Origin of the sequence: Gordonia jinghuaiqii (assembly GCF_014041935.1) — a bacterium.
Classification (GTDB): Bacteria; Actinomycetota; Actinomycetes; order Mycobacteriales; family Mycobacteriaceae; genus Gordonia; species Gordonia jinghuaiqii.
Genome location: NZ_CP059491.1, coordinates 4,765,234 through 4,777,750 on the forward strand (window position 1 = coordinate 4,765,234; position 12,517 = coordinate 4,777,750).

Genomic DNA, 12,517 nt, shown 5'->3' on the forward strand with positions numbered 1-12,517 from the left:
ACCCGAGCCGAACCCGACGGGGTCGGCTCGCGAACCCTCGGCAGGCGCGGGATCTGGTTCGCCGCCGCGATCTCCCTGATCATCTGCCTGCTGCAGGCTCCGGGGCAGATCGCCGCCGACACCAAACTCGACCTGACCGCCAACCCACTGGGATTCCTGGCGCGCGCCGCGCACCTGTGGACGCCCGACGCCCCGATGGGGCAGGTGCAGAACCAGGCGTACGGCTACTTCTTTCCGCACGGCGCGTTCTTCGCGCTCGGCGACCTGCTGACCGTCCCGCCCTGGATCGTCCAGCGGCTGTGGTGGGCGCTGCTGCTCACCATCGGCTTCGTCGGCATCGTCCGGCTGGCCGAGGCCATACGTCTGGGCTCACCGGCGTCGCGGGTCATCGCCGGCATCGTCTTCGTCCTGAGTCCGCGCGTCCTCACAACCCTCGGCTCGATCTCGTCGGAGACACTGCCGATGATGCTCGCGCCGTGGGTCTTGCTGCCGGTCGTGCGTGCACTCGACACCCGCGTCGTCGTGGGTTCGGCGCCGCTGTGGCGGGAGGCCGCCCGGTCGGCGGCCGCGGTCGCGCTGATGGGTGCGGTGAACGCGGTGGCCACACTCGCGGCGCTGGGCGTCGCGGCACTCTGGTGGCTCCTGCACAGTCCGCGCGACCGCCGGTGGCGGAGGTTCGGCGCATGGACGGCGGCCGGCCTCACGCTCGCCTGCGCATGGTGGGTCGTGCCGCTGCTGATCCTCTCCCGGGTCAGTCCGCCGTTCCTCGACTACATCGAGTCGTCGCGGGTCACCACCCAGTGGACCTCGCTCACCGAAGTGCTGCGCGGGGCGAGTTCGTGGACACCGTTCGTCTCCCCCGAACGCGTCGCCGGCGCGGTGCTCGTCACCCAGCCCGCGGCGGTCCTGGCGACCGGGACCATCGCCGCTGCGGGCCTCGCCGGATTGTGCATGCGGCACATGCCGTTCCGTGGCCGTTTGACCGCGATCCTGGGTGTCGGACTGGTCGTGATGTGTGTCGGTTACGCCGGTGATCTCGGATCGCCGATCGCCGAGCAGATCCGCGTGTTCCTCGACGGGCCTGGCGCACCGCTGCGCAACATCCACAAGTTCGAGCCGTTCCTGCGCATCCCCCTCGTGCTCGGCGTCGCCCATCTGCTGGCCCGTGTCCCGTTGCCGGGCAGCGCATCCACGCACGAGATCCTGTCCGCCTTCGCCCATCCGCAACGCTCCCGGCCGGTGGCGGCGGCGATCGTGCTGCTGGTGGCGGTCATCGGGGCCGGATCGCTCATCTGGACCGGCCAGCTCGCACCCGGCGGGACCTACAAGGAGATACCGAAGCACTGGCAACAGGCGTCGGCGTGGCTGTCCGAGAACAGCACCCGACCCGGCGGCGCCCCCGCACGATCCCTCGTCGTACCTGGCGCACCGTTCGCCGACCAGCTCTGGGGCCTCACCCGCGACGAACCGCTCCAGCCCCTGGCCGACGCACCGTGGGCGGTGCGGGATGCGATCCCGCTGACCCCGCCCGGCGCCATCCGCGCGCTCGACGCGGTACAGCGGGAGATCGCCGCGGGGCGCGGCTCACCCGGCCTCGCCGAGACGCTCGCCCGGCAGGCCATCGGATACGTGGTGCTGCGCGCCGACCTCGACCCCGAGACCTCACGATCGGCCCGTCCACTGCTCGCGCAACAGGCGCTGGACTCCTCACCAGGGTTGCGCCGCGTCGCCGTGTTCGGCGAGCAGGTCGGACCACCCAGCGTCCGGGGCGTGGTGCGCGACAACGGCCTTCGCCCGACGATGCCCGCGATACAGATCTACGAGGTCGCCGCGTCCGGCGGACCTTGGGGATTCGACGGCACCGGTCCGCTGCTCATCGATCGGGCGGGACTCCCCCGCGTGGCCGGCGGTCCCGAGGCGATCGCCGAACTCGACGAGGTGCGTGCCCGGCAAGGCCTTCCGCCGCTCGGCCCCGTCCTGCTCGACGCCGACGCCCGCCGGGCCGGGATCACCGACGGCCCGCTGATCATCACCGACACCCCCAGCGACCGGGAGACCGACTTCGGCCGCGTCGACGATCACAGTTCGGCGATCCGGTCGGCATCGGATGCGCGTCGAACCCAGAACGCGGCCGCCGACTACCCGGTCGACGGTCAGCCGCTGGTGCGCGGAGAGTGGCTGCTGGACAACCGGAGTGGTGAGGTGGAGGTCACGACGTCGGGGTCGGCGTCGGATGCGGTGCAACCCGGCCAGACCTCACCGGCGAACTCGGCGGCCGCAGCCTTCGACGGCAACCCGCAGAGCGCCTGGGTCAGCGGCGGATTGGAGGGCGCACTCGGCCGGTGGATGCGCATCGGGTTCACCACGCCGCAGTCCGACCTCGCTCTGACACTGACAACCGCGAAGGCACTCGGTCCCGACGTCACCAGCGCGCTGATCACCACGGAGGCGGGCAGCACGGTCGTCTCGGGACTCGTACCGGGCGAGCCCACCACGGTGACCGCTCCGAGCGGGTCCACCCGCTGGGTTCACATCCGCGCCCTGCGCACCGACGACGGCAGCGCCGGCAACCAGTTCGCGTTGGGTGAGGTGTCGGTGTCCAACCTGCGGACGACGACGCCGCTGCGAATCCGCCACCGCGTGGTCCTGCCGGAACTCGAGGCGGGCACCCCGGTCGCCCAGTGGCTGCTGTACCAGGAACTCACCGGCCGGGCGTGGTGCGTTCCCGATCCGGCACGCGAGATGACCCGCTGCGCACCGGGACTCGGGCTGTCCCCGGAGACCGCGTCGGTGTTCGGCCGCGCGCTGTCGGTGCCGGAGAACTCCACCGTGTCCCCGACCGTGATCCTCCGGCCACGTCCCGGCGACGCACTCGACCGGCTCCTGGCCGTGCGCGGCGGGCTCACCGCGACGGGACCGCGACCGGTGGCCGATCCGCGTGGCGGGCCCGCCGCGGCGGTCGACGGAGACCCCGGAACGTCGTGGACCGCACCGGAGATCCCCGACGAGGCCCGCGCCGCCGACAACAACGCAGATGACAGTGCCCAGGACGACGAGAACAGCCCGACACTCGTGGTCGGTCTGCCGGCCGAGCAGCGCGTCGAATCCCTGAAGATCACCGCACCGCGACACTATCCGGCCGCTCCCACCGAGGTGGCCGTCGATCTCGGCACCGGTGAACAGATCCGCCAGATCGACGACGACGGCATGCTGCGGCTCGACCCCGCCGTCACCGACCGGATCGAGATCACCATCCGGAAGCAGGGCGACCTGATCGACGTCAACAGCCTCGGATTCGCCAGTCCCGCACCGCCGGGCATCGCCGAGGTCGAGGTCGTCCCGGCGCCCGCCACCGGCACCGGGGCGTCCCGCGCCGATCGCGTCGTCGACATCGGTTGCGAGGACGGCATCGGGATCACCGCCGCCGGTCAGATGATCGGCATGTCGGTGCGGACGACGACCGCCGCCCTGCGCGCCGGACAACCCGTCGTCGGACGTGCTTGCGGCCCAGGAGAACTGGTACTTCCCGCAGGGCAGCAGGAGGTGTCGGTGAATCCGGGATCGGCGTTCACCGTCGACGCGGTGTCACTGGTGAACGTCGCCGGACCCTTCGAGACGCCCGCACGCTCGCGCCCGACAGAACAGGACGCGGAGGTGCTCGAGTGGTCCGCCGCGACCCGCACGGTCGCCGTCCCGACGGGCGCCGACCGGCTGCTGGTGGTCCCCGAGAGCACCAACCCGGGCTGGGTGGCGCACCTCGACGGCCGCGAGCTGAGGCCCGTCGTCGTCAACGGCTGGCAACAGGGCTGGATGGTGCCGGCGGGGGCGTCCGGAAGCATCGAGCTGACATACCGTTTCGACTCGCTCTACCGGTGGGCACTGGTCATCGGACTCGTGATCATGGCGCTGCTGCTCGTCGTCGCCTGGTGGCCCTCCGCGCGGACGCGAGGCGTCGGCGACCCGGTCTCGGTGCCGTCCGGGCGCGGCACCCTGGCTGTGGCGGCCGTCTCGGTTCTCGCGGCGTCGTGGCTGCTCTCGGGATGGTGGGGCCTGGCCGTGAGTCTCCTCGTCGGCACGGTTGCCGCCGCCGTACCGCACAAGGTCTGCGTGACAACGACATTCGTCGCGATGATGGGCGCCACCATCGGGCTCACCGCCGGTCCGTGGCACGCCTCCGGCGGCTACCACGGATCGCAGTGGTGGGTTCAGTTGCCCGCGTTGATCGCGGTGGTGCTGCTGGCCTGGTCGGTGTTCTGGACCGCAGTGGACGGTGCCGACGACACCGACGACACCGACGACGCCGACGAGTCACCCGGCCCGGGACCGTCGGCGCGCGAACGCCTGCGCCGGCGGATCTCACGGTTGCGCAACCAGTTCCGCGCCGGCTCCTCGATGAAGGCGTAACTCGCCGCGGAGATCCCGATGGTGAGGCCGAGGGTGATCACCCACACCACCACGGTGTCGCCGTTGAACGGCACGATGCCGAACAGCGGGAAGACCACCGCGAGGATCGCGACGTGCCAGATGAACATGCCGTAGGACCATCGGCCGAGCGCGAGCATGACCCGCGAGGTGAGGAATCGGAAGGGGCCCGGGTTACACACGAGCGGCGCGAGCAGCGCGTAACCACACAGGCCACCGAGGACCATCTTGGTGGCGAACTCGAGCTCGGTGACATCACCCAGACCGGTGGGCCCGGCGAACCGCGTGCAGGCCAGCCCGTACGCGACGACGAGGAGCCCGAACATCAGCCACCGATTGGCGCTGAGCCGCACCGCGAGCGACGGCGGACGACCCGCATCGCTCGGCAGCCGATTGTCGAGGACACCGGCGATCTCGGCGAGAACGAGCCCGGCGATGAACCAGGGCAGATGGCCGAACACCCAGTTCTTGGTCTCGACGCCGTCGGCAACGGGGAGCGAGGTGCCGACCCAGGCCCACCCGAGGCTCAGTGCGCCGAGCAGCAGGAGCGCGGGCACGCGCGCGTTGAGTCGGGCCCCGCGGAGCCCGAGTAGCGCGAAGCCCAGGAGCGGTAGCAGCGCGTAGAAGGCGATCTCGACCGAGAGGCTCCACATCTGGGTGAGCCCGGCGGTGAGTGTGAGCGGCACGAACACCTGGGTCAGGGTGAGATTGGCGAGCCAGACGTCGAGGCCGGCGCCCTGCGCCTCCGGTAGGAGGAGGATCACCAGCACGACGGCCACCAGGTAGGCGGGCCAGATCCGGACGACGCGATGCCGCAGATAACGCGGCACCGACGGGTGTCCGGCCCCCCGGTGCGCGGCGTCGACCCACGGCCGCCACAACAGGAAACCCGAGAGCCCGAAGAACAGGGCGACGGTGAGGTCCAGGCGCCCGAGCACCGGGCCGAGGACCGGGATCTCGACCGCCCTCGTCTGGAACGCGACGTGCGTGGTCAGGACGCCGATGGCCGCGATCGCCCGCATGCCGTCGAGCTGCGGGTAAAAGCGCCGGTCGTCGCCGATGCGGGCCGACGCCCCGGCGGCGGGGGCGTCCGGAGTCGGTCGGGTGCGGTCTGTGCTGGTCATGCTGGTGACAGGGTAGCCCGCGACCGTTGCGTACCCTCGCCACATGTCTTCCCCGCCCTCGTCGCAGCCATCGTCGCCGCCCGCGACGCAGCCTCGCCGCTGGTCGACCGCGGACCTCCTCGGGCCGACCCTGATCTTCGTCGGCAGTTTCCTGCTCGCGGTGACCATCGCCCTCCCGACGCTGCTCGTCGGCAATCTGCGCACGATTCCGCTCAGCACCGACTTCACGACCGTCGCCACCGCCGAAGACGCGACCATCTTCGACCGGTGTTCGCTCGAGACGGGCGCAGCGCGGACGCTCGACGCCGATCTGATCCGCCAGCAGCGCGTCGTGGCGGTGCAACCGTCCGATGAGCACCGCATCACGGTTCAGGCGGGCACGTCGATCCAGGCGCAGACGCTGCGGGTCGACGGCCGGGAGGTCGAACCCGAGGACGCCCGCCCCGGCAGCGACGCCGAACGCGGGCAACCCTGCAACGAGGCCACCGTCGGTGCGGTGAAGGACCGGGTGACGCTCGACCGGGAGACCGCCGAGCCGCAGCTGTCCGCGCGCGGGGCGTCGGAAATCCAGTACGACAGCAACGCCGCACCGGTGCTGGTACCGGACCGCCGCGGTTTCACCTACCTGCTGCCGTTCGACGTGAGCCTCAGCGACCACCAGTTCTTCGACGTCATCACCCGCACCACGGTGCCGCTGGTCTACGCCGGCGACACCGAGGTCGCCGGACGCGACGTGGCCCGGTTCCGCGCCGAGGTCGGTGAGACCGATCTCGCTCGCGAAGCGCTGGGACGCCCGGTGGGCACCGACGTCACCATCACGCGGCCGGCGTCGTGGTTCGGGGTCGACGGCCCGCGGACGCGGGACCTGACCGCCACACTGCGTCACCGGAGTTCGTGGGATCTCGCCGTCGACCCCCGCACGGGGACCATCGTCGACGCGAGGATCGACGTGGACGAGTTCTACCGCTTTCCCGACGGCACCGCCGGGGTCCCGGCGGATTTCCGACTCCCCCACCTGCAGGCGAAGTTCGGCTACGACGAGACGACCAGATCCGAGATGTCCGCGCTGGCCTCCGATCTCGCGACCCCCGTGGTGATCTGGGGTCGGGTGGTCCCGATCGGGACCGCGATCCTGGGCGTCCTCGCGCTGCTCGGCGGGATGATCGCGATCAACCCGTCGTGGCTGCCCGCGCGGATGCGTCGGGGCTGAGCCGGCCAGGACGACTGGCGGCACGACCACACACGACACCACCACGAACGGCACGACAAAGACGCCGGCTGCGCGTTGGCGCAACCGGCGTCGTGGTGCTGATCACCGAAGGACTCTGATCAGGAAGAAACCTCGGCGGCAAGCCTGCCGAGAGAGTCGTTGAGCTGTTCCTCGGTGACGAGCGGGAACTTCACCTTCTCGAGTAGCTTCTTGTCGGTGACCTTGGACCAGTCGTAGGTGAGGCGGACCAGCGTCTCGTTGGGCCCCTGCGACTCCAGCTCCCAGACCCACTCCCATCCGGGCGGCTCGGTGCCGGCCGGAGCGGTCTTCCAGGCGAGCAGCTTGTCCTTGGCGTAGCCGACCACGTGGTTGTCGGTCTTGTACTCGCCGCCCATGTGGTCGCCCTCCATGTTCATGGTGAACACCGCGCCGACCTCCTGGATGCGGTCGGCGTGGTCGACGCTGCGGATGAATCCGGAGCCGTCGAGCGCATGGTGCCGCTCGGGATTGGAGAGGACGTCGAACACCGCGTCAACCGGAGCCTCGATGGTGCGTTCGACAGTGACCTGTGTGTTTCCGTTGTCGCTCATCCCTCAACACTGCCGAAAGTTCGTCGACTCGGCAACGTTCCTACGTATGGGGGTGAAATCACCGCGCGAACGCCCATGTACCCGCCGCGGCGATCGTGACCGCCACCGCCGCCGTGCCGGCGACGCCGACCACCGATCCGGCGACCGTGACGATCACCACGACCTCCACGGCGACCACGACCCAGGTGCCCAACGCGACGCGGGTGCGGTCGCGGGCGATGGCCGACAGCAACACCACCTGCAGGACCGCGAGGGCGGCGCCGATGTAGGCGAACAGCCACATGATCGGGACGAGGGCGTCGTAGCCGTCGCCGAACACGAGGGGGACGAGCGGCCCCGCGGCGCCGGCCGAGATGGTCAGCACGACGCCGATCCCGGCGACCACCAGCACGGCCTGACGGAGCGCGGCCCGCGATCGGGCGGGGTCGGCGAGCCGGGGATAGAACACGACGCCGATGGCCTGCGGCAACCAGAACGCGACCTTGGTGGCGATCGCGCCCAGGGCGTACACCCCGACCTCCTCGGCACCGAGCACCCGCGGGGACAGCAGCAGATCGATCGACGACGCGACGATCAGCACCAGCTGGACCTGCGAGGCGCGGGCCACACTCAGCACGCCGATCGCGCCGGTCGCGCCCGACCCACCCGGATGCGCCCGCCCGGCGACCGACCGCCCGGCGACCAACGACACGACGAGCCACACGACGACGACCGACACCGCCGCACCGACGGTGCCCGCGAGCAGTCCACCCGCGGGGCCCGCGCCGGCCACGAACGCCCCGACCATCGGCACCGAACGGAGCACTCCCACCGCTGCCAGCACCCATGCCAGCACCCGGAACTCGCCTCTGCCCTGCAGGATTCCCTGGCCCGCGGCGATCAGGGCGAGCAGCGGGGCGCCGGCCAGAGCCGCGAGCGCCGTCGCGACATCGGTGCGCGTGAGCTGGGCGACGAGCGGCGTCGCGATGCCGGCGAGCAGCACGACGTAGAGCGTCGTCTGGAGTCCGATCCTCCGCAGCCGACGCTCGTCGCGCCCCAGCACGACCTCTCGCGCGACGACGTTCTGCAACGCCAGCGCGGGCACGCCCAACACGAGCATCGCCGACAACAGCACCGCGAACTCGCCGTACTCGCTGACGTCGAGATAGCGTGCACTCGCCGACAGGTGCACCACGTACATGCAGACGTTGGCCACCATCGACCCCACCGCCACCGAGCCGACGGCACCGAACGTGCCCGTCACCCGACGCGTCTCCCCCATGCCCCAAGTGTGCCGATACGGCACGAGGCGCTTTGCACCGGCCGTCGCCGATAGGCAACGATGGGAAGGCTGGGGGTTCCCAGCCCGCGAATTTCGGACCGAGAGAACGTGATGTACGACGACAACCCCACGTATGACGCCGACTCGACCGATGTCGGTTCGCGCATCGACCCGGTACTGGCCCGCAGCTGGCTGTTGGTGAACGGCGCCCACTATGCGAAGTTCGAACCCGCGGGCCGTTCACGCGCCGACATCGTCGTACTGGACATCGAAGACGCGGTGGCCCCCAAGGACAAGATCGAAGCCCGCGACAACGTGGTCCGCTGGCTCGGCCCCAAGGGCGGCGACGCCGACCCCGGCACCGGCCCGGGCGCAGGCGACTGGGTCCGGATCAACGGATTCGGCACGCCGTGGTGGGCCGACGACCTGAGCGCTCTGGCCGAGACCACCATCGGCGGGGTCATGCTGGCGATGGTCGAGTCCGTCGACCACGTCACCGAGACCGCCAAGCGACTGCCCGGCGTGCCGATAGTCGCACTCGTCGAGACCGCCCGCGGGCTCGAACGCATCAGTGAGATCGCCTCCGCGAAGGGCACCTTCCGGCTCGCCTTCGGCATCGGCGACTTCCGGCGCGACACCGGCTTCGGCGACAATCCGCAGACCCTCGCCTACGCACGTTCGCGATTCACCATCGCCGCCAAGGCCGCTCACCTGCCGAGCGCCATCGACGGCCCGACCGTCGGTTCGAGCGCCCTCAAGCTGAGCGAGGCCACCGCGGTCAGCGCCGAATTCGGTATGACCGGCAAGATCTGCCTCACTCCTGGCCAGTGCGCTCAGGTCAACGAGGGCCTCTCGCCCTCACTGGAGGAGATCACCTGGGCGAAAGAGTTCTTCGCCGAGTTCGAGCGCGACGGCGGCGAGATCCGCAACGGTTCCGACCTGCCGCGTATCGCACGCGCGACGAAGATCCTCGACCTGGCCCGCTCCTACGGGATCACCGAGTCGGACTACGACGACGACCCGGTCCACGCGCCCGCGCCGTCGGACACCCACCACTACTGACGGCTGCGGTACGCGGTGCTGACCCGACGGCTGTTGCCCGTGCTCTGGTTGCTGAGCACCGGTGCGGCCGCGGCGATCCTGGCACCGCTGCTGCCCGGGCTGTTCGGTGCCGGGCCGCGGTACCTGCTGTACCGCGACGCGGTGTCGACGCCGCGCACCCATGTCACCGACACCACCCTCGGCATCGGTGACCTGCCCCCGCGGGCGGTACCGCAGGACTGGTTCGTGGCGATGTTGTCGTCTGTCATCGACGGCGGCGTGGTCGTCACCGCCACCCTTCTCGCGGCATTGGTCTGTGCAGGCGTCGGATACGGCCGACTCGCCGCCCGGCTCGTCCCGGGTGCCGGACGTACCGGCGCAGCGGCCGCCGCCCTCATCTCGATCTGGAATCCCTATGTCGCCGAACGGCTTCTGCAGGGACACTGGAGCCTTCTGGTCGGCTACGCCGCCCTCGGTTGGATCGTCGTCGCGGTCGTCGACCTACGCGACCGCCCCGATCCGCTGCGACTGCTGCAGCTCGGCGGGCTGCTCGCGGTCGCCGGCCTGACACCGACCGGGTCCGTCCTCGCCGGAATCGTGCTGGCGGTGACGCTCCTCGGCCGGCCGGCCGGCAAGCCGAACACGGCTGCAGCAGCCGCACTGTGGGTGCTCAGCACGCTCCCGTGGCTGGTGACCGCGCTGATCAGCGACGCCACCACCACGTCGGCTGCCGCAGGGGTCGAGGCGTTCGGGCTACGCTCCGAGCCGTGGCTCGGCCCCGTCGGCACGGTGATGTCCCTCGGCGGGATCTGGAACGTCGACGCCGTGCCCGCGAGCCGCACGATCGGCTGGGCCGCCGTCGCCACCCTGTGTCTCCTTGTCGTCGTCGGTGTGGGCGCCCGCCACCTCTGGCGGCGACGCACCGAACTCGACCCGACGGTGAAGGCACTGTCGCTGCTTGCCGGCGTCACCGCGATCCTGTTGCTGCTCAGCATGTTCGGACCGGTTCGGTCGGTGATGGAGTTCGTCGTCGAGCACGTCGGCGGCGGCGGTCTGGTACGCGACAACCAGAAGTTCGCCGCGCTCCTCGTCCCCGCCTTCGCGCTCGCCGCAGGTGCCGCGGGCGCAGCCGCCAGACGACGGGTGCCCGCCGGTTTCGCGCTCACCGGGATCGCCCTGCTCATCGTCGCCCCGCTCCCCGACCTCGCCTGGGGTGTCGGGGGCTCGGTCCGTGCCGTCGACTATCCCCGCGAATGGCGGGAGGTCGCGCAGATCGTGCCCGCCGACCACGGCGCGGTGGCACTGTGGCCCGCCGACACCGTGCGCGACTACACCTTTGCCTCCGAACCCGCCCTCGACCCCGCGGCGCGCATGATGCGAGCACCGGTCATCGAGTCCGGGACCCTCACCGTCGACGGCGAGGTGATCGACCCGCCCGGCGAGCATGCTGCGGCCGTGACCCGCGTCCTCGAATCCGGCGGCTCGCCCACCGCTCTCGCCGAACTCGGCGTCGGCTGGGTTCTCGTCGAGAACGGAGAGATACCCGAGAGACTCGCCGCAGAGGGTCAGATCGCGTACGCGGGTGCACATCTGCGCCTGTACCGGGTCGACGAGCCGGCGGACCGGTCGGCGAGTGCCGCGGACCGGATGATCGCCACCGGAGCACACGTGGTGTGGGCCGGCCTGATCGCCGCGGGACTGATCAGCCTCGGCCTCGGCGCCCGGCGAGCACAGCGTCGAAGGTCTCGAGAAAGCCGTCGCACGTCGCGGCCCACGAGTACCGGGTCGCCTTGAGGCGCGCATTCCGTCCCAGCCGATGCGCCTCATCCGGGTTGTCGATGAGCTTTCTTGTGGCACTGACGAGTTCGTCGACACCGTCGACGAGGAGTCCGGTGTCGCCGTCGTCGATGGAGTCCGCGAGGCCGACCGAGCTGCGGTAGCCGATGGTGGGGACCCCGTGCTGGGCGGCCTCCACGACTGCTAGTCCCCAGCCCTCTTTACGCGACGGCATCAGATGCACCTGCGCGCGGGCGAGGAGCTCGTGCTTGCGCCGCTCGCTCACGTGACCGTGGAAGGTGACCTCCGTGGTGACGCCGAGTCCCGCTGCGGCGAAGCGCAATTCATCCGACCACCAGCCGTCGCCGATGACATCGAGCCGCGCCTGAACCCCGGCTCGACGCAGCTGCGCGAGGACGGTGAGGGCGTCCTCCACCTGCTTGTGCGGCACCAGCCGGGACAGCACGCACAAGCGCACCGGATCGTCGGCTCTCCGCACCGGCACCCCGACACCGTCGGGCACCGGATCGATGCCGTTACGTACCACCGAGATCCGCTCGGCCCCTACCCCGAGGTCCACGAGCTCCGCCTTCGACGGGGCGGACACCGTCACGTACCGGTTGCGCCGATGAACCCGGGGCGAGACACGCGATTCGAGAAACCACCCGACGTGACCGAGCAGCCGCCCGGCCACCGGCCACTGCTCGCGGTGGCAGTGGTGGACGAGGACCACCGTCGGCGCCGACGAGACGAGCGTCGAGAAGAACGGGACACCGTTCTGGGTGTCGACGACGACCTCGGGGGCGCTGCCGGCGAGCGGGCCGAGACCGAGACGGCCGGCCAGGATCGTGCCGAGCATGCGCGGGTACACGGTGATCCGGCCGCCGGCCCGCACGAACCGCATCCCGTCGCGGACCTCCTCGCGAGCGGCACCGCGGTAGGCGGAGGTCAGAAAGGTCACGCGTGAGCCGCGTCGGGCGAGTTCGGCGCCGACGCGTTCCAGGTAGGTCTCACTGCCACCACCTTGCGGGTGGCCGGTGTCCCGCCAGCACAGGAGCAGGACGTCAGAGGGTGCGCGCATCGCGTGTCAGCG

7 protein-coding genes and 1 pseudogene are annotated in these 12,517 nt (G+C 70.8%); 4 read left to right on the forward strand and 4 right to left on the reverse strand.

The genetic code is table 11. The annotated features are described in order from the left end of the window. Positions 1–51 precede the first annotated feature (51 nt). Entirely contained in the window at positions 52–4,404 is a 4,353-nt protein-coding gene (locus H1R19_RS23480; RefSeq protein ID WP_372631994.1) for a DUF3367 domain-containing protein, read from the forward strand. 11 nt (positions 4,405–4,415) lie between these two features. On the opposite strand, the pseudogene H1R19_RS21215 reads toward H1R19_RS23480, so the two are convergent. Then, positions 4,416–5,591 (reverse strand): annotated as a pseudogene (locus H1R19_RS21215) (acyltransferase family protein); the annotation flags it as partial. Between H1R19_RS21215 and pgfA the strand changes: the two are divergent. Next, entirely contained in the window at positions 5,590–6,756 is a 1,167-nt protein-coding gene (gene pgfA / locus H1R19_RS21220; protein WP_219850088.1) for a cell envelope lipid trafficking protein PgfA, read from the forward strand. The pseudogene H1R19_RS21215 and the gene pgfA sit on opposite strands and share 2 nt — an antisense overlap. 119 nt (positions 6,757–6,875) lie before the next feature. Here pgfA and H1R19_RS21225 read toward each other — a convergent pair whose 3' ends face one another. Both H1R19_RS21225 and H1R19_RS21230 read right to left on the reverse strand, forming a co-directional pair. After that, positions 6,876–7,346 (reverse strand): SRPBCC family protein, encoded by a 471-nt coding sequence (locus H1R19_RS21225; protein WP_188328270.1) that lies wholly within the window; start codon positions 7,344–7,346, stop codon positions 6,876–6,878. Between the two features lie 58 nt (positions 7,347–7,404). Further along, a complete protein-coding gene (locus H1R19_RS21230) occupies positions 7,405–8,607 on the reverse strand; it encodes a polysaccharide biosynthesis protein (RefSeq protein WP_219850089.1) in 1,203 nt (400 codons plus the stop codon). Between the two features lie 111 nt (positions 8,608–8,718). Between H1R19_RS21230 and H1R19_RS21235 the strand changes: the two genes are divergently transcribed. Both H1R19_RS21235 and H1R19_RS21240 read left to right on the forward strand, forming a co-directional pair. Further along, a complete protein-coding gene (locus tag H1R19_RS21235) occupies positions 8,719–9,669 on the forward strand; it encodes an HpcH/HpaI aldolase/citrate lyase family protein (RefSeq protein ID WP_219850090.1) in 951 nt (316 codons plus the stop codon). 15 nt (positions 9,670–9,684) lie between these two features. Further along, positions 9,685–11,442, forward strand: a complete 1,758-nt coding sequence (locus H1R19_RS21240; protein ID WP_219850091.1) for an MmpA family trehalose lipid delivery protein — start codon at positions 9,685–9,687, stop codon at positions 11,440–11,442. On the opposite strand, the gene H1R19_RS21245 is transcribed toward H1R19_RS21240, so the two are convergent. Then, positions 11,351–12,505 (reverse strand): glycosyltransferase family 4 protein, encoded by a 1,155-nt coding sequence (locus H1R19_RS21245; RefSeq protein WP_219850092.1) that lies wholly within the window; start codon positions 12,503–12,505, stop codon positions 11,351–11,353. The two genes, H1R19_RS21240 and H1R19_RS21245, sit on opposite strands and share 92 nt — an antisense overlap. Positions 12,506–12,517 lie beyond the last annotated feature (12 nt).